Annotated in this window: 11 protein-coding genes; 3 read left to right on the plus strand and 8 right to left on the minus strand. The window is 70.3% G+C overall.

Going from position 1 to position 22,273, the window contains the following annotated elements; genetic code table 11:
- Positions 1 to 26: 26 nt before the first annotated feature.
- From ACFP2T_RS18595 to ACFP2T_RS18620, 6 genes are all read right to left on the minus strand, one after another.
- Positions 27 to 3,194: a family 43 glycosylhydrolase gene (locus ACFP2T_RS18595; protein ID WP_377423361.1), complete on the minus strand. Its 3,168-nt coding sequence runs from the start codon at positions 3,192 to 3,194 to the stop codon at positions 27 to 29.
- 74 nt (positions 3,195 to 3,268) lie between these two features.
- Positions 3,269 to 8,008, minus strand: coding sequence for a discoidin domain-containing protein (locus ACFP2T_RS18600; protein ID WP_377423363.1), 4,740 nt, complete (start codon positions 8,006 to 8,008; stop codon positions 3,269 to 3,271).
- A 149-nt stretch (positions 8,009 to 8,157) separates the two neighbouring features.
- On the minus strand, positions 8,158 to 10,083 hold the full coding sequence (locus tag ACFP2T_RS18605; protein ID WP_377423365.1) for a glycoside hydrolase family 127 protein: 1,926 nt from the start codon (positions 10,081 to 10,083) through the stop codon (positions 8,158 to 8,160).
- Complete coding sequence (locus tag ACFP2T_RS18610) at positions 10,080 to 10,997, minus strand: carbohydrate ABC transporter permease (protein ID WP_377423367.1); 918 nt, start codon at positions 10,995 to 10,997, stop codon at positions 10,080 to 10,082. Before ACFP2T_RS18610 ends, ACFP2T_RS18605 begins: the two co-directional genes overlap by 4 nt.
- A gap of 3 nt (positions 10,998 to 11,000) precedes the next feature.
- On the minus strand, positions 11,001 to 11,918 hold the full coding sequence (locus ACFP2T_RS18615) for a carbohydrate ABC transporter permease (RefSeq protein WP_377423369.1): 918 nt from the start codon (positions 11,916 to 11,918) through the stop codon (positions 11,001 to 11,003).
- A 143-nt stretch (positions 11,919 to 12,061) separates the two neighbouring features.
- Positions 12,062 to 13,363, minus strand: a complete 1,302-nt coding sequence (locus ACFP2T_RS18620; protein ID WP_377423371.1) for an ABC transporter substrate-binding protein — start codon at positions 13,361 to 13,363, stop codon at positions 12,062 to 12,064.
- Between the two features lie 135 nt (positions 13,364 to 13,498).
- On the opposite strand from ACFP2T_RS18620, the gene ACFP2T_RS18625 reads away from it, so the two are divergent.
- Positions 13,499 to 14,695 (plus strand): DUF899 domain-containing protein, encoded by a 1,197-nt coding sequence (locus tag ACFP2T_RS18625; RefSeq protein ID WP_377423373.1) that lies wholly within the window; start codon positions 13,499 to 13,501, stop codon positions 14,693 to 14,695.
- 86 nt (positions 14,696 to 14,781) lie between these two features.
- Here the strand turns inward: ACFP2T_RS18625 and ACFP2T_RS18630 are convergent, their stop codons facing one another.
- Positions 14,782 to 16,005, minus strand: coding sequence for an MFS transporter (locus ACFP2T_RS18630; protein WP_377423375.1), 1,224 nt, complete (start codon positions 16,003 to 16,005; stop codon positions 14,782 to 14,784).
- 86 nt (positions 16,006 to 16,091) lie between these two features.
- Between ACFP2T_RS18630 and ACFP2T_RS18635 the strand changes: the two genes are divergently transcribed.
- Positions 16,092 to 17,030 carry a GlxA family transcriptional regulator gene (locus ACFP2T_RS18635; protein ID WP_377423377.1) on the plus strand — a complete coding sequence of 313 codons (939 nt, stop codon included), beginning with the start codon at positions 16,092 to 16,094 and terminating at the stop codon, positions 17,028 to 17,030.
- A gap of 84 nt (positions 17,031 to 17,114) precedes the next feature.
- On the opposite strand, the gene ACFP2T_RS18640 is transcribed toward ACFP2T_RS18635, so the two are convergent.
- Positions 17,115 to 19,328, minus strand: coding sequence for a BTAD domain-containing putative transcriptional regulator (locus tag ACFP2T_RS18640; RefSeq protein ID WP_377423379.1), 2,214 nt, complete (start codon positions 19,326 to 19,328; stop codon positions 17,115 to 17,117).
- 348 nt (positions 19,329 to 19,676) lie between these two features.
- Here ACFP2T_RS18640 and ACFP2T_RS18645 point away from each other — a divergent pair, with 348 nt between their 5' ends.
- Complete coding sequence (locus ACFP2T_RS18645) at positions 19,677 to 22,220, plus strand: tetratricopeptide repeat protein (RefSeq protein ID WP_377423381.1); 2,544 nt, start codon at positions 19,677 to 19,679, stop codon at positions 22,218 to 22,220.
- The last annotated feature ends 53 nt before the right edge of the window (positions 22,221 to 22,273 follow it).

Genomic DNA, 22,273 nt, shown 5'->3' on the forward strand with positions numbered 1-22,273 from the left:
TTCGTGGTGGGTGGAGTTGGTGATAGTCAGGCGGTGCAGGCGATCCCGGGGTGCTCCGCGGTGTGGACGGTGGTGACCTCTTCGCCGTCCACGGTCCCGGTGGCGCGGACCGTCACCGAGCCGTTCGCGATCGCGGCCGTCCGGGTGGCGAACGACTGGTAAACGTTGGCCTCCGGCGCGACGTTCCCGAAGGACCGCTCGCCGTACGCGGTCTCCAGGGCGATCCGTACCGGCGCGTCGTGGTCGTTACGTGCCTGCACGGCGACGTACGCCCTGCCGGCGACGCATCGTGGCTGGACGGTGACGGTGACCGGCACCTCGGCCGGTTCGGCGCCCGGGTCGTCGGCGATGACGCGCCATTCCGTGATCGCGACCGCGGAATAGGTGGTGCCGTTGCCGTTGGCCCGGATCGTGGCCCGCACCCGGGGCGTGGTTACGGGGTCGAAGGTGACAGTGTTGAACACGGTGGTGCTCGTGCCGTACGGGGACGCACCGGGAACGTCGCGCCAGGCCGAGGTGGCCTCGTCCCAGTACTGCAACACCCATCCGTCGGGCTGGGCGACACCGTCGCCGGTGCCCTGGTCGGAGTCCCGCCAGAACTTCAGTTCCGTACCGGTGATCCGGACGGGGCGGGCCCAGTCGTACTGGACCCACTGGGTCGCCGGGCGGGTGCCGGACCAGGTGCCCCAGAGTTGCCCCTGGGCCGGGTTCTGCGGGTCGGCGCCGTCGCCCAGTGCGGTGACGCTGTTCCAACCCGCCGTGTAGGAGGCGGTCGGGGTCGCGACCGGCCCGATGTTGCCGGTCAGCGGTCCGGACAGGTCCGCCGGGACGGTGACGTTCCTGGCGGTTTCGAGGTTCCCGGCCACGTCGAGCGCCCGGAACGAGACGGTGTGCCGGTTGCCGTCGGGCGCCGCGACCGCGCCGGTGTAGGCGGTCCACGGCCCGGTGTCGACGGAGTACTCGATCCGGGCCACCCCGGAGGTGGCGTCGCTCGCGGTCACGGTGACCTCGCGGGTGTCGCCGTCCACCGTGGCCGTGCTGGCCGGTGGCGTGGCGTCGATGCGTACGGTGAGGCTCGCCGGTGTGGAGACGTTGCCGGCGCGGTCGGTAGCGGTCGCCGTGACGGAGTGCTGGCCGTCCCCGGAGACGGTGACGTCGACGTACCGCACGTCGGTGGCGACGACCGGCGGCCCGTCGTCGACCCGCGACTCGATCGTCATCCGGCCGCCGCGATCGTCGACCCCGGCGGCGCGAACCCCCACCGCGGACCGGAACCAGCCGGCGGTGCCCGCGCTGCCGCTCGGCGTGAGCGTCAGGGTCGGGCGGGTCTCGTCGCCCTCGGTGTCGCCCGGCGAGATGACCGTGACCTGCGCCCAGACCCGGCCGGCGGCGTAGCCGAGCACGCTGCCCGGCACGGTGAACGTGCCGGGCTGCGCGACCTGCTCCGGCGTGACCGGGTCCCAGAAGACCGGCACCCGCAGCGTTTCGCCACCGAACGACACACCGACGGTGCCGGGCAGTTCGGCCTCGCCGACCTCGACCGTCATCGGCGGTGCGGCGACGGACTGCGGCTGCGCGGCCAGCACCTTCCACTCCTCGACCGCCACCGCCGAGTAGGTGCTGCCGTTGGTCGACGCGTCGAAGGTCGCCCGGACCTGCGTGGTCGTCACCGGGTCGAAGGTCGTACTCTGCGGGCCCTGCGTGCTGGTCGGGTAGCCGCTCGGATTGGGTACGTCGACCCACTGCCCGCCCGCGAGGTCCCAGTACTGGATGCGCCAGCGGGCCGGCGCCGCGACGCCGACGCCGGTGCCCTGCGGCTGGTCGTTCCAGAAGTCGATCTGCGAACCGGAGATCCGCATCGGCTGGTCCCAGGTGTACTGCACCCACTGCTGGGGCGGGTTGTTGCCGGTCCAGGTGCCCCACATGTCCGGCGGCAGGGGGTTCGACCGGACGATCTCGTCGTTGAGCGCCTTCACCCAGTACTGGGTGGGAACGGGCTGGTTGGAGACGGTGGCCTTCGCCTCCTGGGCGATGTTCGCCCGGGGTGTGAGGTCGCGTCCCCTGACCGGCGTCGGCGTGACGGGCTTCATCCGGGGCGGGGTCTGCGTGTCGTCCCACTCGAGCCGGTCGATCGCCACCGACCGGCGGAAGTGGCCGCCGCCGACGGCGTCGGCGGTGTGGTATGCGAGGTACCACTCACCGTTGAACTCCAGGATGCCCGGGTGGCTCGTCGTCGAGGAGACCGGCCGGAGGACTGTCCCCCGGTAGGTCCACGGCCCCTCGGGCGAGGACGCCGTCGCGTAGGCGATGCAGGCGTGGTAGTTCGCCGGGGTGCACGCCGAGGTCGGCCCGGCGTTGTTCCCGGCGTACGCGAAGTAGTAGGTGCCGTTGCGCTTGAAGGCCCAGGGTGCCTCGAAGAATCCGGTCAGGCCGGTGACGCTGCGCGGGGTGCCGATCGGGGTCTTCATGTCCTGCTGGAACTCCAGCATCCGGAGCTGGCCGAAGGAACCCCACCAGAGGTACACCCGTTGGTTCGGCGCCGTGCCGTCGATCAGGATCGTCGGGTCGATGTTGTGGATGGTGTTGGCCGTGGGCACCCGCTGGGAGATGATCGGTCCACCCGCGTGGTCGGTCCACGGTCCGGTCGGGCTCGCCGAGACGGCCACGCCGATGGCGAACTTGTCGGACGCCGGGCTGTCCCGCTCGTGGATCGGGACGTACCAGTAGTAGCGGCCGTCCACGCCCCGGATCACCTGGCCGGCGTACGCCCGTCCCGGCGTGGCCCAGGCGAAGACCTGCTCCGGCCGCATCAGCGACGGATGGTGGGTCCACTCGCCGGCCGCGACGTCCGTGGTCCGGAACGCGCCCCACTCGTTCATGATGAAGTCGTTGGTGGACGGTCCGGCCTCGTCGTGGCCGGTGTAGATGTAGAGCTCGTCGCGGTCGCCGGGGTTGCCGGGGGCACCGGCCGGCACCACCATCGGCGCCGGGTCCGCCGAGTAGTAGCTGCCGTCGCCGAGGATCGGATTGCGGGTGTTGGTGAACGTGTACGAGTCGGCGGCGGAGGCCGGCGCGGCGACCCCGACCAGGCCACCGGCGAGGAGCCCGGCGACCACCGCTGCGGCTGTTGCGCGGAGCCGGCCTGACGGCCGAGGGCTTGGTGGAGCGGCGCCGCGCCCCACGGTGGTGTTCACGGTGTCGATCTCCTCATTCTCGGGCGGGGAGGGTGGCGGCGCCGGTGAGGGCGCCGCCACCACCTGAGGGCTGGCTAGCCGCAGCTGAGCGCGCCGAACGGTGCCTCGATCTGCGCGGTCACCGGTTGGCCGTTGACGATTCCGGTGGCCTTCACCGTCGCGGTCCCCGCCGGCACCGCCTGTCCGCGCGTGTTGAACGCCTGGTAGGCGGCCTTTGCGGGAGCGACGTCGGACACCGTGCGCGACCCGTACGGCGTGACCAGCTCGATCGTGAGCGGCACGTCCTCGGCGTTGCGGGCGTTGACCGAGACGTAGGCGTTGGTGCCGATGCACTGCGTGCGTGCCTGCACCTCGACGTCCCACGTCGGCTCCTGCGGCGGGTCGCCCACCGTGAGGGTCAGCGTGGTCCGGGTGGTGCCGGCCTCGCTGACGTAGTCGGGCAGGATCAGGTCACCGATGACGGTGTACCGACCCGGGGTGTCGACGATGTTCTCGTCGAAGTCCCAGTCGACACCGATGGCCTGGTTGTCCCGGGATCCGTCGTTGTAGGAGACCTCCACCTTCCCCGGCAGGTAGGGCAGTTCGCCCACCTCGACGGTCTGTTGGAACGACTCGGCGCCCTGGATCGAGATGCCGCCCTGGGACGTCTCGGGCCGCACGTAGACGCGGGCCTCGGCGATCAGTCCGTAGGCGTTGTTCGTGCCGTAGACCACGAACGGTTCGACGTTGGTCTCGGCGACCATCGCCGGCGTGATCTCCTGCCAGGCGAAGCCGATGCTGCCACGCGCACCGCTGGAGTAGACGCCGTCGAGCGTGCTCGGCAGGGTGGGCACCTGGCCCACGGTGGTCCGGATCAGCACCGGCGAGCGCACCGATTCCACGGTCTCGCCGTTGGCACGCCACCGCAGCACGCCGGTGCCGGCCCCGCTACCCATCACGCCCCAGATGCGGATCCGCAGGTGGCTGGTTGCGATCGGGGTGAACTCGAGGCGGTTGTAGGCGTTGGTGTCGAGCCCGTCGGCGTACGCCGACCCGTTGGTGAGGGTCACCGGAGTCCAGGTCGTGCCGTCGGTGGAGGACTCGACGGCGTACGTCGTGGCCGTCGGCCGGCGGGTGCCGCCGTTGTCGTCGTACCAGTAGATGTCGGTCGACGACAGCCGGACCGGCGAGGTCCAGCGGTACTGGATCCACGCCTCCCGCTCGGGGCTGGTGCCGTTCTGCGGCAGGTTCCAGTTGCCCCAGCCGTTCCCGGAACCCGGGTTCGAGTTGTTCGGGGTGGTGGCCTCGTTGACCCGCTGGTGGTTCTCCCACGACGTGGTACCGCTGGTGGTGATGGTCGCCGAGGAACCGAACTCCGCGACCATCTCCCGCTCGGTGAGGGTCACCGCCACGGTCGCCTCCGACCGCTTCTCGCCGTCGCTGGCGAAGAACCGGAACACGTAGTCACCGGCGACCGTGCCGGTGACCCGGGTCGCCAGCGCCCTGGCGTCGGCGAAGATGACGCCCGCGCCCTGCGGCGCGGAGACGGTCTCCCAGCCGAAGGTGAGTTCGCTGTCGTACGGGATGCCGTCGTCGGACGCGGTGCCGGCCAGGTTGGTGGACAGGTTCCCGTCCGCCGAGCCGTCCCGGGTGGCGGTGACGACCGGTGCCTGGTTGGAGACCTCCGGTACGTCGCGCCCCGAGTCGAAGACCTGGATCTCGGAGATCGCGGTGAAGAAGGTCGGGTTGTTCGTGAACGCGATCCGCAGCTTGTTCGACGTCACCGTCTCGAAGAGCGCCTCGTTGAACTTCGCCGACGGGACGGTCGGGTTCTTGAACTGGCCCGGTACCTCCTTCCAGCCGCCGTTGCCGTCGGGCACCTGGACCCACCAGCGCGCGGGTTCGCGATAGCCGCCGGTCTGCCGGTCACTGACGAAGAACGCCTTCACGTTGTCGAAGGACTTCGCCGCGCCGAGGTCGAGTTCGACGTAGCCGTTCTTCTCCGTGGTGCCGTAGTTGCCCCAGTACGGCTCGTTGGCGGTGTCGCCATCGGTCACGGCGGCCAGCGACACCGGCCGCTCGGTTTCCTTGATCGCACCGGGAGTGTGGTTCATCTGGGTGCTGCTGTAGCCGGGCGTGTGGAACTGCCGCCACGGCGTCGGCCGCACACCCTCCTGGGTGTACGACGAACCGAGGTCGGCGCCCGTCGCCAGGTTCGGCGCGTTCTCGGTGAGGTCGATGCCGGCCGTCTTGAGGTAGTTGACGACGCGGTCGTCCTGCACCGGGGTCTCCACCGCGCTCGGGAAGTCGGCCCCGGTCGTCGCGGTGAAGGTGACGGTCACGCCGTCGGAGGCCTCGACCTGGTTGGTGTTCGGGTCGTAGGTGAGCTTGCCGAGCTTGTCGGTGCTGACCTTCTTCTCGCCGTTCAGGAACAGGCTGTAGCCGGCGCCCAGGCCGTATTTGCTGCCGTCGGGGTCCCAGACGACCGTGACGTCCTGCCCGTGGTAGCGCAGGTTGTTGACCATGAAGTGGTCGTAGCCGAACTTGATCGGCCACAGCTCGATCTTCTCGTCGGAGCGCGGCTGGAGGCCCGCCATGTCCTCGACGAAGATGTAGCTCATGTTCCCGAGCATCACGTGGTTCGGGTTGTTGCGGTTGTAGGTCTTCGCGGTCGGGTTCCAGTTGGAGTAGTACTCGGCCTGGTTCGGTACCCGGACGTCCGCGTTCGGATAGATGCTCCAGGCCATCCAGTCCAGCAGGCGCTTGGCGTACTCCGGGGTGATGTACTTCTGCGCCGGGTCGTAGTGGCGCAGCGCCGAGCGGACACCCCGGTACTGCACCGTGAAGTTGATGTTGGAGAAGTTGTTGGAGCCGCCGATTCCGAAGGCCGCCCGGTCGTACTGGTTGGCGGTGTAGAACGGGAAGATCGGGAAGTTGTCGCCGTAGGTGAGGAAGCGGAACCCGTCGACGTACTTCTGCCACTGGTCGAACGGGATGAGGTTCTCGGCGTAGACGTCGTAGAGGTTCGACTCCTTGGCCGGGATCAGGTTACGGGCCGATTCGGGCAGCGGGTTGGCCCTGCCGTTGGAACTGGCCGCGCTGGTGGCTCCGTGGGACGTACCGGCCAGGAACATCCGCATGTCCGGGCTCCACAGCCGGTCGAGGATCGCCGCGCGGATGCCGTCGGCGCCGGCCGCCATCTGGTCGACCTTGGCCTGGTCGGCACCGGCGATCTGGTAGAGCTGCCGGGCCGCGTCCAGCGCTCCCCAGACGTACGCCGACTCGGGACGCTCGATGGTCCGCGCTCCGGGTGCCCCGGCATTGGCCTTCGGGAAGCCGAAGGAGATCGCGTCGGCGTCGTTGCCCGGCATGTAGTTGGTGTCGTAGGCGATGAGCTTGTCGTCGTTGCCGTCGTAGTGTTCGAGCTGCCCGACCCCGTCGCCCTCGAAGTAGTCGGCGAATTTCCGGGCGATCTCCTTACCGCCGCCGTGCACGTTGTACGCCTCGAGTCCGGCCGTGCCGAGGTACTGCGAGTAGTGGTTGTTCCAGCTCGTGTGGCCGGGGCTGTCGAGGAAGGCCGACGAGCCGGAGAGCTCGCCGATGTTGAGGATCTGCCCGTACGGCAGGTAGGGCGTGCGCAGCCACTTGGTGTCCTGCAGATGCATCGGCTGGGTCAACGCCACGGAGTTCTGGTAGAGGTTCACCCCCTCGATCGTCGTCGGGTACTGGTACACGTGGCCCGACGCGTTGGCGTCCAGGCTGTTGTAGCGCTCGCCCCACCACCGGTAGACGATGGCCTTCTCCAGTGCGGGATCGGGAACGTCGATGTACGGCACGTCCTGCGCCCAGCGCCGGTTGAACTCGGTGATGCCGGCGCGGACCGCCTCGACCGGCGTCTTCCCGGCGTACTGCCGGTAGCTCTGCACGGTCTCGGGCAGGGTGGGCGAGGAGACGGCGCCGACGACGGAGAGCGAAACCGTGCCGCCGGCCGGCACGGTGACCTCCCGGTCGAGGTTGCTGCCGCTGCGGGTGAAGCCGGACCCGGTGAGGCCGACCCTGATCGTGTTCCACGCGGTGTCGACGAGCCCGTTGTTGGAGCCGCTGGTGATGGTGCGGGTGCCGGTGAGTTCGGCGGTGCCCTCGCCGGCCTGGGTCGCCAACGGCGACGCGGCGCGGACGGTGAACGTCGCCGCCTCCCCGCCCGGGTTGCGCAGGTCGATGGCGGTGACGGCGACGTTGTCGTAGGTGATGAACTTCGTCAGGTCGGCGGTGACACCGGTGCTTCCGATCGTGTACCGGCCCTTCGCGTGGCTCGGTGCGTTGAACCGGTTCGCGCCGACCTCGGTGACCGTCTGCCCGGGCACGGTGACGGTGTAGAGGTTGCCGAGGTTGTTGGGCCCGCCGACGAAGGTGTTGCCGGCGAAGCCCATGACGGCGAAGTTGTTGTTGCTGGCGCCGCGCATGTACAGGGATCGACCCCTGGTCATCAGCACCGCCGCGCCGAGCGTGCCGGGTACGCCCAGGACCCGGTCGAGGTAGTAGTCGGTGCCGCCGGCCGCGAGGTCCTTTTCGAAGATGGACTGGTGCATGCTCGACGCGGTGAACGGCACGCCGGGCCTCAGCTGCTCGGCCACCTCGGCGACGTTGCCGTAGGCCGGGTCGCCGATCTCCATGACGTGGTTCTCGCCGTTGGTGTAGACGCCCACGTCACCCTCGTTGCCCGGCAGGACCGGGCTGGCGGCCTGGGCGGGAGACGGCAGGCCGACCACCCCCGCGGCCACGAGGGCGGCGAGGGCCGTCCAGGTGGACGCCCTCCTGACGCGTCTGATGCTCATGTGTTCCTCCTGCTGGCGGTGGGGGTGGGTGTCGGGCTTTCTGCCGGAAGACGCACTCGTGGCGTGGGTGTCGCGACCCTGGCGGCGGTGTGCCTCGGTCACCGGGTCGGGCGCCGGCCTCGTGGACCGCCTGTCCGGCCCAGGGAAACTCAGATCGTCGGGATCCAGACCCGCATCGTGGATGGCCCGCGGTTGGCCCAGGCGTGGTACGCGATCAACGGAACCTCGAGCAGGTCCCCCCGGGTCGCGGTTGCCGACGCGGCCTCGCCACCGGCGTAGGGCCAGTGGTGGTCGGACGGGTCGAGGCGCCGGCAGCACACCACGACCCGGCCACCGGCCACCATCGGAGGCTGTCTGGTGTCGACAAGGAGCTCGTCGACGTTCCCGCCGCCCGACAGGTCCACGGACTCGACGGCGAACACCAGAGGACCGCGCTCCACCGCGACGCAGCCCCGGACCGCGTCGATCCGCGCGTCCGGGTACGTGAACCGGGGCGCCAGGGGCAGGCTCAGCACGACCTCGTCGCCGCGTCGCCAGCTCCGTCGCTCGGTGGCGTAGCCGGGGGCCGCCGGCCGGGTCTCGCCGTCGATGGTCACCGTCGCACCCTGGTCCGCCCAGCCCGGCACCCGCAGCGACAGCGTCCAGGGGCGGTCGTCGTCGCTGTCGATCCGCACCCGGATCTGCCCGTCCTCGGGGTAGGCGGTGGTGAGGGTGACCCGCCGCTCGGGTCCGTCCACCGGACGGTGCACGATCGTCCCGGGCACGTACTGGTGGATCTGGAGGCCCTCGTCGTCGGTCGTGGCGACGTACGCCGCGAGGCTGGCCAGCGTGCGCGCCACGTTGGTCGGGCAGCACGACACCTCGAACCAGGGCGCCCGCCCGGCGGCGGCGGCGCGGATGCTGGGCCGGTCGCCGTCCGGCACGGTGCCGAGTTCCCGGCGGTGCAGGGTGTTGGTGTAGTAGAACTGCCTTCCGTCGGCCGCCGGTGACGTCGACACCACGTTGAACAGGGTCCGCTCGATGAGATCGGCGTAGCCGGAGTCACCGGAGGCCAGCAGCAGCCGCCAGGCCAGCATCACCGAACCCACCCCGGCGCACGTCTCGGAGTAGGCGCGGTCGGCCGGCAGCACCCAGTCTTCGCCGAACGCCTCGTCCTGGTGCCGGGAGCCCTGCCCGCCGGTGATGTACGTACGTCGCGCCACCGTGTTCCGCCACTGGTCGCGCACCGCCTTCATGAGGCCGGGGTCGTCTGTCTCGGCGGCGACGTCGACCGCGCCGGCGGCGAGGTAGTTCGCCCGCACCGCGTGCCCGCGCAGCACCGTCGCCTCGCGTACCGGGGTCTCGTCCTGGAAGTACTCCCTCCCCCATTCCACGTCGCCCAGTCGGCCCGTGCCCCGCCGGTCGACGAAGAGTGCCGCCTGGCCGAGGTAGCGGTCGTCGCCGGTGGTGCGGGCGAACTCCACGAGGGCTGCCTCGATCTCCGGATGTCCGCAGAGACCGTCGATGCCGTCCGGTCCGAAGGTCTCGCAGACGTTGTCGGCGGCCCGACGGGCGATCGCCACCAGCCCGTCGTCGGCGTCCGGACGGGTACGGGCACGGGCGACGGCGGCCTGGAGGAGATGGCCGACGCAGTAGAGTTCGTGGCCCCATTGGAGGTCGGACCATCGGGGTGGCTGCCCGGGATGGCCGAACTTCGTGTTGAGGTAGCCGTCGGCGTCCTGTGCCCGGGCCACCCTGGTCACGACGGCGCGAAACCTCGACTCCAGTTCCAGGTCACCGGTCCGGCCGATCTCCCACGCCATCGCTTCGAGAAACTTGTACACCTCCGAGTCGGAGAACTCGCGCCCCCGGCGTTCGCCGGCCAGCTCACCCGTGGCGATGAGGTCGAAGTTGCGGATCCAGCCTTCCCGTTCGAGCCAGTGCGCGATGTGCCCGAGGCTGGCCGCCGCGTTGACGGACTGACGTTCGGCCCAGAAGCCGCCGGTGATGCGCACCTCGTCCAGGCCGAGCGGCCGGAGTCGGCCGCGGCTCGGCAGGACGGGTGCCGCCGTGGGCGCGCTGTGTGCCATGGTCATCCCTTCAGTGCGCCGGACATGAAGCCGCGCACGTAGTGTCGTTGGAGCAGCAGGAACAGCACGATGCACGGCAGCGCGAGGACGACGACGCCCGCTTCGGTCGCGCCGTAGTCGACGACCCCCTGGACCTGGCCGCGGAGGTTGGAGACGGCGAGGGGCAGCGTCATCCGCTCGGAGTCGTTGATGAGGATGAGCGGCGCCATGAAGTCGTTCCACGCGGCGAGGAACGCGAACAGTCCCACGGTGATCAGGCCCGGCTTGACCGCGGGGACGAGCACCCGCCACAGCGCGCTGAACGACGAGCACCCGTCGACCATCGCCGCCTCGTCGAGCTCGCGCGGCACCGCCTCGAAGGAGATGCGCATCAGGAAGGTCGAGAACGGCAGCTGGAACATGGTGAGCACCAGGGCGACACCGACCAGCGAGTTCTGCAACCCCACCTCGTTGAGCAGGACATAGAGCGGAATGAGCAACGTCGCGTACGGGACCATGAGGATGGCCAGGGTGAGCAGGAACAGGAGGTTCCTGCCGGGGAACCGGAACCGCGCGAACGCGTAGCCGCCGAGAAAGGAGATCAGCAGCGTGAGCGCGACCGTCAGGAGGGACACGAACGCCGAGTTGGCGAGGTATCGCCAGATCCCGGCCTGGTAGTCGGCGAGGGTGGCATAGTTGCCGAACCCCCAGCCGGTCACCTGGTTGGTGCCCGCCTGCGGTGAGACCGAGGCGACGGCGGTCCATACCAGTGGGAAGAGGAACACCACGGCGACCGCACCGGTGAAGACCCAGTAGGGCGTGCGAAACGCGACACCGGCGATGGTGAGGCCGCGCGGCTTCATCGGTCCGATCGGCGCCTTCGGTGGACGTCGGGGCGATCCGGCGACAGCCGCACTGGTGGGGCTGGAGTCCACGGTCATGGGTCAGTTCTCCTCGGACCGGAAAGCGCGCAGTTGCAGGGCGTTGAAAACGACCAGGGCCGCCAGCACGATGACCGAGAGCGCCGCGGCGACGCCGAGGTCGTTCTGGCCCTGGAAGGCGATCATGTAGATGAGCTGCACCACGGTGATGGTGCTGTTGTCCGGGCCGCCTTTGGTGAGGATGTAGAACTGCTCGAAGGCGAGCAGGGAGCCGGTCACGCACAGCACGGTCGTCAGCGCCAGCGTCGGACGGAGCAGCGGCAGGGTGATACTTCGGAACGTCTGCCAGCGGGTGGCTCCGTCCGAGCGCGCCGCTTCGAACACGTCGGCCGGGATGCTCTGCAGCCCGACCAGCATGAGCACCATGTAGAAGCCGGCGTAGCGCCAGACGATGAGGAACACCGTGGAGAAGAGTGCCGCGTTCGGCGAGCCGAGGAACGTGATGCCCAGGCGTTCCATCACGGGTGCCAGCGGGCTCGCGTAGGGCGAGTAGAGGACGTAGAACAGCAGGGAGGCCGATGCCAACCCGAGCGCGCTGGGAACCAGGAAGGACGCGCGGAGCAGGTTGTTCCACCGGCTGGACTCCTGCACGAGCAGTGCCATTCCCAGTCCGAGGACCAACAGCAGCACGGTCGCGATTAACGTGTACTTGATCGTGAAGATCACCGAGTCGGTGAAGAAGCGGTGATCGATCGCCTTGGTGAAGTTGTCCGGCGCGTTGACTCCCTGGTCGCCGGTGAGAAGCGGCCATCTCGACACCGACATCTTGATCACAAGCAGCAGAGGGACCAGGAACAGCGCCACCACGAAGACAGCGGTCGGCGTGGCGTAGATCCAGCCGAGCAGGGCCTGACGGCGGCTGGGACGGAAGCGGCCCCGCGTCGTCACACTGGGCGGGCGTGACGGTGCGTCGACATTCATGACAACTCCTCGTTCCATCGGCGATGGGCCGGATCGGTGACGCGGGCCGGTTGCGCGGGCCGGTTACCCGGGCCGGTCTCGCGAGGCGGGCGTATGCCGGTCTGACGAGCCCGGCGGCCGGCATACGCCCGCGGCGACCGTGTCTACTGCTTGAGTACCGCGGTGATCTCGTTGTTGTCCTTCTGGGCGTCGCCGCTGCCTTCGAGGACCTGGTTGCGCACGAGGGTCAGCCAGGGGCTGTTCGGTGCGTTGAACGCCTGCTGGAAGTTCATCGCGACCGGGGTGTCACCCTTGCCAGCCACCTCGTTGATGGTGACCAGGCGCGGGTCCGCGGTGGCGTACTTGTTCTTCGCCAGGTCGGAGCGGGACGTCACGTCCTTGTTCTTCCCCAGCACCTCCACCTGGGCTTCCTCGGACATCATCCAGCTGAGGAAGTTCCATGCCTGGGTGGCCTTCTTCGAGTCCTTCGACACGCCGATGCCGTCGCCGCCGACAAAGGTCGACGCGCCGCCGCCCGGGCCTGGGATACCGGCGACGCCGACATCGAATGGCGTCGAGGACAGCAGCGTCGCCGGGTAGAGCATCAGTCCGACCTTGCCTTCGGTGAACGCGGCCGTCCACGTCGGCCCCGTCTCGCCGGCCGAAGCCGGCAGGACGGCGCCCGACCGCCACAGGTCGGCCCAGATGCTGTACACCTTCTTGGCGGTGTCGTCGGCCAGCTTGGACTCGGTGCCGTCGTCGCTGAGCACCTCGCCGCCATCGGCCCAGACGGACGGGAACCACGTGAAGACCAGGCAACCGCCGCAGTTCAGGCCGGCCGCCGTGCCGTAGATGCCGTCCTTCTTCATGGCCTGGACCGCCTTGGCGGCCGCGGCGTACTCCTCCAGGTTCGCCGGTGCCTTCTCCGGGTCCAGTCCGGCATCCTTGAACAGTTGCTTGTTCCAGAACAGCATCGACAGGTCGAGTACGAAGGGCAGCACGTGCTTCTTGCCGTCAAGCGTGCCGGCCGCGAGGTGGCCCTTGTTGATGGAGTCCTTGAAACTGAGTCCGTCGATGTTCGCGCTGAGATCCTGGAACAGTCCCTGGTTGACCCAGTTCGGCACGTAGACGATGTCGGCGGCGAAGAGGTCCGGCAGGCTGTCGGAGCCTGCCGCCGCGCCCACCTTCGCCACGTAGTCGTCGTTCGGGACGACGGTCAGCTTGACCTTGTTCTTGTGGCCGGCGTTGTACGCGTCGACAAGAAGCTTCGCCTGCTTCTCCAGCGGAGCCCGGGTCCACAGCGTCAGCTCGCTGCCGTCGTCCACTCCGTTGGGTCCGGCCTGAGCCACGCCGCCCGGGTCGCCCGTGCTGTCGTCACCGCACGCGCCGACGCTGAGGATCAGCGTCGCCGCGAGGACTCCGGCCAACGACCGCAGGGCGGTCCGCCGGCCCGATGTTCTTCTCATGACTCTCCTCGGGTTTGTCTGAAATAAGAGCCGTTCTCCCTGTTGTTGCAGTACGAGGTGCGACTACGGCCGGTGGTAGCCGTTGTTCCAACGCAGGTGGTTGGCGAACGACCGGTGGTCGTTGCGGCGTCGACCATGAGCAGCTCCACACCCGACATGTCGGCGAAGCCCGGGGAGCTTTCCGACGGACCGCATGCTGAAAGTGCCGAAAACCTTTTCGGAGGATTCTGGCCGCCCGTTACGGTCGTGTCAACAGTTGGTTTCGACGCCCATCAGTGGTTCATCGACCAGCATTACCAGCACCGGCCGGCCCGGCGAGGTCTGCCGAAACGTTTCGGCGACGGTGAGCGCGGCGAGCACCAGGCCGGGCAGGAAGCGGGCTGGGTGGCGGCGATCGAACTGGCGACGCGGAGAGCACCCGCCCAGCGCATGACGACTCCGGCCACAACCCCGCTCCGAAAGCCTTTTCGGCGAGGTTTCAGCACCGTGACGATCTCGTGGATTCCCACTGTTTCCGCTTGCCCGGAAGACTACACCGGAGGGTTTCCGCCGTCATCGATACGGAAGCCGGCTTCGGCAGGGCAGGGCCGGGGTGTGACTCCGACGGCGTCTTCGGGTACCTGTAACAGAGACCGAACGAAGGAGATGTTGATCATGGCTATGCCCTCCGTTGTTGACCACCCGACCTGGCGCAAGGCGCTCGACGAGCTGCGCGTGCGCGAGAAGGCGGCCACCCGGGAACTCGACGCGATCGCCGCGGAGCGACGAAGGCTCCCGATGGTGAGGATGCCCGAATACACCCTGGTCGGCGCCGAGGGGCCGGTTCGGCTCGTCGATATCTTCGACGGCAGGTCACAGTTGATCGTCTACAACCACATGTGGGACCCGGACGCCGAGTGGCAGTGCGGCGGCTGCACCAGTCTTACCTCGTCGTTCACCCGGCTGGACTTCCTCGACAACTACGACGCACGGTTCGTGATCGTCACCCAGGGCCCGATCGAGGCGGCCCTCGCCTACGCCGAACGCGTCGGCAACACGATGACGTGGTACTCCACCGCCGACAGCCCGTTCGGGGCCGACGTCGACGCGCCACCCGGCGGTGGGTTCGCGGTGAACGTCTTCCTGCGCGACGGCGAGACCGTCTACCGCACCTGGCACACGACCGGTCGCGGCGTCGAACAGCTCACGTTCACGTTCCCCTTGGTCGATGTGCTGCCCTACGGGCGACAGGAGGAGTGGCAGGACTCTCCGGAAGGCTGGCCGCAGGGACCGACCATGAACGCCTGGCTCGACTCGCCCGATGTCGCCCGGTTGTACGGTCGCGCCACCTGATCCGTGTCGCGCCACCTGATCCGTCCGGAGAACCTGACCGCCGGGGCTACCGAACCCGCTCGCGCTCTTGCCGCACGTCCCGGAGGTCAGGCGCGGCGCAGTCGCCGGACCGCAGGCGTCAGCAGCAGGGCCGCGCAGACCGCGAAGCTGACGCCGGCGGAGACGACGAGCAGGTGCCGAGGATCGACGATCTCGGCGACCGGCCCTACCAGGCTCTGCCCGACGGCGACCCCGGCCACCGAGCCGGCCACCTCGTAGGCGGTGACCCGGTTGAGGACGTCCGGGGCGACCTGAGTCTGAACGCTCGTCGACCACATCACCGACCAGAACGCCCAGGCCGTCCCGCCCAGCAGATGGCCCGCCATCAGCAGCGGCAACGGCAGTTCCAGCGCCACCGACAACGGGATGAACGCGAACCCGAAGATGGCCACCCCGCCGGCTGCGAGCGGCCGCGACGGCCGGAGCCGGATCGCGATCAGCCCGCCGAGCACGGTGCCCGCGCCGAGGCCGGCCATCACCCAGGCGTACGCGACGTTGCCGAGGCGGTCACCGATCAGGTTCGAACTCAGCGGGATGTACGGGCCGAAGACCAGGATGCCGAAGAACACCCAGATGAGGATCACCGACCACATCCAGGTGCGGGACCGGAACTCCGTCCAGCCACGGCGCAGGTCGAGCAGGAGCGTCGAGCGCTTCGCGGCCCTGCGGGCCGGGGCGAGTCGAATGAAGGCCAGGAACAGGCCGCTCAGCAGGAACGTGCCCGCGTCGACGGCGTAGACGGTGCCCGCGCCGGTCAGCGCTATCAGCAGGCCCCCGAGGATCGGCCCGCCGACCTGGGTAGCCGCGTCGGCGATCTTCAGGGTGCCGTTGGCGCGCTGAGGGTCCTTGGCCACGAGGGGAACCATGCCGTTGACGCCGGGCTGGAACATCGCGGCAGCCGCGCCGGACAGGAACGAGGCGGACAGCAGCAGCCAGAGTGCCGGAGTGCCGGTGAAGAAGGCGACCGCCAGCGCGGTCTGGGTGAAGATCCGGACGACATCCGCGCCGACCATCATGGTCCGGGCGCCCAGCCGGTCGGCGAACACCCCGCCGAACAACACGAAGACCACGAACGGGGCGGTCCAGACCGCCAGCACGTAGCCGACGCCAGACACCCCGTAGATCGCCCCGACGGCCAGCGCCGTCGCGACGGGCATCATCGCATCACCGAGCAGCGACACCATCCGGGCGGCGAAGTACAGCGCGAAATCCCTGGTCCAGAGCCTGGCCGGCGCGGCGTGAGCCGGTTCGCGGTCGAGAAGTGCGGTCATGTCCTCAGTCCCATGATCACCAATTCTGGAGCCCCGCCCCGCCGCCCGCAGGCGTCCGCGATGACGTCGGTGGGTACATTCGTGCCATGAAGCACCGCGTGGTTGCCCTGGTCAGCCCGCTCCTCGAGATGTACCGGGTGACCAGCGCCTCTGCCGTCTTCGGCTATCACGGCCCGGACATCCCCGCGCACTACGACTTCGCGCTCTGCGCCGAGCTTCCTGGACCGGTCCGGACGACCATGGGCGTCGACGTGATCGTCGAGCGTGGGTTGGAGGCCCTCACCGAGGCGGACACCGTTCTCATCGCCGGCTGGTGCGCCGGCCCGAACGTTTCCCCCGAGGTCGGCGCGGCGGTTCTCGCGGCACACAGTCGCGGTGCACGGATCATGGCCATCTGCTCGGGGATCTACGTCCCGGCGAACCTCGGCCTGTTGGACGGGCGTACGGCCGCCACCCACTGGGAGCTGGTCGCAGATCTCGCCACCCGTTATCCCCGGATCCGGTCCGACGCCTCCGTACTCTATGTGGACCACGGTGACGTGGCGACGGCCGGCGCCTCGGCCACGACCGTCGACCTCTGCCTGAACCAGGTCCGGCGCGACCACGGCGCGGCCCTGGCGATGCGGATCGGCCGGCAGCTGTCGGCGGCGCCGCACCGGGAGGGATGCCAGCGTCAGTACCCCGAGCTGCCCACCACCGGCCCGGTCCCCGATTCGCTCGCCCCGCTGCTCGACTGGATCACCGCCAACCTGGACCAGCCGCTGAGCGTCGAGCAGATGGCGGCCCGCTCCCGCCTCTCCCGCCGCACCCTCAGCCGACACTTCACCGACCAGCTCGGGGTCTCCCCCGGCCGCTGGCTGCTCGACCGCCGCATAGCCAGCACCCGCGCCCTCCTCGAGGAGACCGACCTCCCCGTCGAGACGATCGCCCAACGCGTCGGCCTGTCCTCGGCGGTGAACCTGCGCCGCCGCTTCCGCACCGCGCTCAACACCACCCCCGCCGCGTACCGGCGCTCATTCCGCTGAGGCGGCCGGACCCGGAGGGGTCGTGCCACCGGCCATGGGCGTGTTGCCACCTCCAGTGGCTGGAAGTCGGGGTGGCTCGCGGCATCAGCTCCGGTGCTCGGCCATGGCCGCGCTCGCCGTACCACCCTCCCGACGCCTGTCCCGGTCACCCAGGATGCGGGCCGCCCGCCACGCCGCCAACCGGGCGAGGGCGGCGCCCCGATCCCGCGCCGGCTCGTCGCGCTGGGCGAGTTCGCGCCCGTACAGCCGGAGCAGTTCCTGCAACCGGAACTGGCCGGGACCGACGGCGACCAGCAGGCTCAGGTCCACCAACTGCTGCAGTTCCTCGTCCACGACCGTCGCGGGCCGGTCCAGCAGCGCCGCGGCGGCCCCCAGCCCCAGCAGCGGCTCGGGTGCCAGCGCCAGAAGTCGGAACGCACGGGCCGCCGGGGCCGGCAACTGTTCGACGCTGGGTCGGAAGGCGGCACGCAGGTCCAGGTCACCGACCCGCAGCTCGTCCAGCCGTCGACGCGGGTCGGCGAGCCGGCGGCTCAGGTCAGCGATGGTGCAGCGGGCCCGGGTCGTCAGGCGTACCCCGGCGATCCGGAGCGCCAGCGGCAGGTGACCACACGCCGAGACGACCTCCAGTGCGGCGGCCCGGTCACCGCCGGCCCGCGCCGGAGGAACGATCGCGGCGAGCAGGTCGAGCGCTTCCCGGGTGTCCAACGTCGGAACGTCGATCCGTCGGGCGCCCTCCAGGGCCACCAGGCGGTTCCGGGCGGTGACCAGCACCCGGCTGCCGCCGCGACCGGGCAGCAGGGGGCGCACCTGGGCCGCGTCCCGCGCGTCGTCGAGCACGATCAGCACCCGACGGGCCGCCAGTACGGTGCGGAGCAGCGCGGCGGAGCCCTCGTCGTCGCCCCGCACCCGGTCCTCGCTCACGCCCAGCCCGTGCAGGAACCGGGTGAGCACCTCGCCGGTCCCGGCCGGCCGGTCCGACCGGCCGCGCAGGTCGGCGTAGAGCTGCCCGTCCGGAAAGGCCCGTCCCAACTGCTCGGCCGCGACCATGGCGAGGACGGTCTTCCCCGTCCCGGCCGGACCGGCGATGACGCAGACCGGTGCCGAGGGCCGGGTCACCCAGTCCACCGACGGGACGAGGATCTCGCGGAGCCGTCGGAGTTCCTCGGCCCGACCGGTGAAGTCGGCTACCGGCGCCGGGGCCTGGATCGGCACCGGTACGACCGGGTGGACGTCGCCGCACGCCGCCGCCCGCCGTACCCGGTTCCACTGTTGCCGGAGCAGTCGCTGGTGGTACTCCCGCAGCTCCGTACCCGGATCCGCACCGAGCTGGTCGGCCAGGCGGCGGACGATCCCGTCGTACTCGGCGTACGCCTCACCCTGCCGACCCGTGGCGCCCAGGGCCAGGATGAGGCGGGCGTACACCTGCTCGTCGAGCGGGCAACGTCCGGCGAGCGGACGGAGCGCGACGACCACCGGGGCGTAGTCGCCACACCGGTCGAGCAGATCGGCGTAGCGCAGTGCCGTCGCGGTCAACCACGCGGTCAGCGACGCGACGGCGGGATGTCCGGAGAGCATGTCCAGGTCACCGAGCGGGTCACCGCGCCACAGCGTCAGGGCGTCGGTCAGCCGGGCCACCGCCTGCGCGGGGGCCTGGCCGGCGACCTCCGTGGCCTCTCGGACGAGCCGCTGGAAGCGCAGCAGGTCGAGCTGGTCCTCGTGAAGGTCGAGCCGGTAACCGCCCGACGCGTGCGTCAGCACGGTGGCGGCCGTCCTGCCGTCCCGGCCGGGATCGAGGACCCGGCGTAGCCGGGCGACGTAGGTGTGCAGCAGGTTGACCGCCGACTCCGGCTGCTCGCCGCCCCAGAGCACCTCAAGGAGGTCCCTTCGGCCGACGGTGGTGCCCGCCGAGACCGCCAGCCGGGCGAGGAGGGCGCGCTGGCGCGACGAGGTGAGATCGACCGTCACTGTCCCGCGCTGAACCCGTAACGGCCCCAGGATGGAAACCATCGGGCGACCCGTGGCCGCGGTCTGGACCACCGCCGGTGTCCGGTCCGTACCGGCGGTCGCGGCGCGGCGGAGGACCGCGGCCGGCCGCGTTCCCAACTCCAGCGCGGCGGTCAGCCGGGACACCGACCGCTGGGTCGGCCGCAGAGTACGTCGCTGCTCCAGGTCCCGCACCGCGGTGGCGCTCAGGCCCGACCGGCGGGCCAGTTCCACCTGGGTGAGGCCCGCCGCCTGTCGATACTGTCGCAGTAGTGCGGCAAAGGCGGTTTCGGGCGGGCTTCCGCTGTCGGTCATCTCGTCAAACCCCGTTGTCGATTGGTTCGTCCACTCCCGGGCCCCGCTCGCCGTCGTGTCGCACCCTCTCCACGAACGACAGGCGCGGGGGCGGTCATGCCGCCCCGCCCGGTATCGACGGGTGGTGGTACCCGGCCGTCTGGAGACCGAAGAGGCACGCGTACCCGCCGGTACACATCACCAGTCCGTCGCGCCCGGGTCGACGCCTCCTCATTGGACAGACCACGCGGGTTCGGGCCAGTTGATCTATCAAAGCCCGCCGATCGCTGCCAGACCAGGAGCTTGAACCGGACGTTCTACCGGACGTTCGGTTACCCTGCTGCTGAACCGCGGGGGAGGTCGACGACTGTGGTGGAGAAGTTCGCCGTGCTGCTCCGGGAGCATCGCCTTCACCGTCGGCTCACCCAGGAGGAACTCGCCGAGCGGGCGGAGATCAGTTCCCGTTCCGTACGGGAGATGGAACGGGACCACGGGCGCGGCCCACGACCACGGACCGTCGAACAACTGGCGACGGCGCTGGAGCTGACCGGGGACACCCGGGAGGAGTTCATCGGCGCCGGACGCGCGCTCTTCTGGGCCAACCGGCCCGGCCGGGCCGCCGGCAGCGGCCGGTCGAAACTGGCCGTCCCGACCTTCTCCGCGCCACGGCAACTGCCCGCCGACCTACCCGACTTCGTCGCCCGCGGCGACGAGGTGGCCCTGCTCCACCAGGTGCTCGACCCGACATCCGGTGCCGCGACGTTGGCCGTGATCTCCGGACCGGCTGGCGTGGGCAAGACGGCGTTGGCGGTGCACGTCGGACACCGGCTCGCCCCCCAGTTCCCGGACGGACAGTTGTACGCGGCACTGCGGGACACCAGCGGCCAGCCGGTCGATCCGGCCGAGGCGCTCGGGCACCTACTGAGGGTGCTCGGTGCCGACGGCTCGGCGCTGCCGGCCGGAATCGACGCGCGGGCAGGGTTGTTCCGGGCCCGGCTGGCGGGGCGACGGGTGCTGCTCGTCCTCGACGACGCCCACGGTCACCGCCAGGTCGAGGCGTTCATGGCCCCGGAAGGCACGTCGGTCCTGGTCACCAGCCGTCTACCACTCACCGGACTTCCCGGTGTGACCACCATCGACCTGCGGCCGCTGCCCACCAGCTCGGCGGTCGATCTGCTGTGCCGGGTCGCGGGCGCGGACCGGGTACGAACCGAGCCGGTCGCGGCCACCGAGATCGTCGCCGCGTGCGGCGGGCTGCCGCTGGCGGTCCGGGTCGCCGGGGCCCGACTCGCCGCCCGACCGCACTGGACGGTCGGAACGCTCAGCAAGCGGCTGGCCGACGAGCGTCGCCGGCTCGACGAACTGTGCTACGGCGATCTTGCCGTACGGCCGGGTCTACAGCTCGCGTACCGCGGACTGACGCCCGCCGCCGCCCGGGCGTTCGCGCTGCTCGGTGCGCTGAACGTTCCGACCTTTCCCGGCTGGCCGATAGCCACGTTGCTGGATTCCGCCCCGGACGTCGGCGCCGCCGTCCTCGACGAGTTACTCGACGCCCGGCTGTTGGACGCCCTCGGCCCGGATCGGGCCGGTCAGCCGCGCTACCGGTTCCACGAGATCACCCGACTGTTCGCGCGGGAGCGTCAGCGGGAGGAGATCACCGGCGCCGGATGGATCGCCGCGCTGGACCGGACCGCGTCCGGCTGGCTGGCCCTCGCCCGGCACGCCCAGGACCGGCTGCACTGCGAGCGGTTCCACCTCGACGACCGGAGCCATCCGGCGGTCGCCGCCGATCACCGGGCGGTCGCCGTCGCCACCAGCCAGCCCGTCGACTGGTTCGAGGCCGAACGGGAGGCGTTGGCGGCGCTGGTGCCGGCGTGCGCCGACGCGGGCCTGGCCGCCGTCACCCGGGCCCTCGCCGGGAGCAGTGCCGATTTCTACGAGTTGCGCGGCTACTACGACGACTGGCGCCGGGTCATGCTCGCCGCGCTGGAGTGCTCCCGCCGGGCCGGCGACCGTTCCGGCGAGGCGGCGGCCCTACGAGGGCTCGGCAGCTGCATGGTCGAGCTCGACAAATCGGAGGCGACGGTGTCGACGCTGCGGGCCGCACGAGCGTTGGCGGAAGACCTCGGCGACGGGGCCGGGGCTGCGATGGCGCGCAAGGACATCGGTTACGTACTCGGCCTTGCCGGTCGGCTCACCGAGGCCGAGGCCGAGCTGCGCGCCGCCGCCGAGGCGCTGGACCGGGTCGGCAGCCGCGCGGCCAGAGCCCGGGCCCTCACCAGTCTCGGATTCGTGCTGCGGCAGCAGGGCAACACCGACGAGGCCGTACGGATGATCCGGGCCGCGATCGCCATCGCCCGGTCGTGCCGAGACACCTTCACCCAGGCGTACGGCCTGCGGGGCCTCGCCGGTGCGCTGTTGGCCGGCGGCCGGAACGGCGAGGCGGAACAGGCGGCGCGGAAGGCCGCCGAACTCTTCGCGCGGATCGGCGATCCGATCGGTACCGCCCAGAGCCTGCGGGCGCTCGGCGAGTCGCTGGCGCACGACCCCGGCCGTACCGGGGAGGCCGAGGAGGCGCTGTCCACCGCAGCGGTGATCTTCCGGGATCGGGGTAACGACTGGGGTTTCGCCCTCACGGAGTTGAGTCTCGGCGAGATCGAGGTCCGCCGTGGTACCCGAGGAGCTGTCGACCGGCTCGAACGATCCCTGCGTTACTGGACCGACGAGCGGGTGCCCGCGCTGCGGGCACGCGCGCTCGTGGCGCTCGCCGCCGCGGCGGAACGGGCCGGCGACCCGGCGGCGCGGAAGCTGCTCGTCGACGCTCACCGGCTCTACCGGGAGTTGGGAGTACCGCAGGCGGCCGAACTCGCCGAGCGGCTCGGTATCGGCGTACCGGTGGACGCACCCAGGTAGGTACCACCGCCGCCGCCCGCGAACATCCGTGCCGGGCGCCCGCGGTGGTACCG

The sequence above is a fragment of the Plantactinospora solaniradicis genome, from assembly GCF_042658085.1.
Lineage (GTDB): Bacteria > Actinomycetota > Actinomycetes > Mycobacteriales > Micromonosporaceae > Plantactinospora > Plantactinospora solaniradicis.

Bases quoted from the DNA above. Each gene is read 5' to 3' on its own strand.
- ACFP2T_RS18640 (WP_377423379.1), bottom strand. From the start codon at position 19,328: ATGACCGACAGCGGAAGCCCGCCCGAAACCGCCTTTGCCGCACTACTG.
- ACFP2T_RS18625 (WP_377423373.1), top strand. From the start codon at position 13,499: ATGAGCAGCTCCACACCCGACATGTCGGCGAAGCCCGGGGAGCTTTCC.
- ACFP2T_RS18600 (WP_377423363.1), bottom strand. From the start codon at position 8,008: ATGAGCATCAGACGCGTCAGGAGGGCGTCCACCTGGACGGCCCTCGCC.
- ACFP2T_RS18620 (WP_377423371.1), bottom strand. From the start codon at position 13,363: ATGAGAAGAACATCGGGCCGGCGGACCGCCCTGCGGTCGTTGGCCGGA.
- ACFP2T_RS18615 (WP_377423369.1), bottom strand. From the start codon at position 11,918: ATGAATGTCGACGCACCGTCACGCCCGCCCAGTGTGACGACGCGGGGC.
- ACFP2T_RS18610 (WP_377423367.1), bottom strand. From the start codon at position 10,997: ATGACCGTGGACTCCAGCCCCACCAGTGCGGCTGTCGCCGGATCGCCC.
- ACFP2T_RS18635 (WP_377423377.1), top strand. From the start codon at position 16,092: ATGAAGCACCGCGTGGTTGCCCTGGTCAGCCCGCTCCTCGAGATGTAC.
- ACFP2T_RS18630 (WP_377423375.1), bottom strand. From the start codon at position 16,005: ATGACCGCACTTCTCGACCGCGAACCGGCTCACGCCGCGCCGGCCAGG.
- ACFP2T_RS18605 (WP_377423365.1), bottom strand. From the start codon at position 10,083: ATGACCATGGCACACAGCGCGCCCACGGCGGCACCCGTCCTGCCGAGC.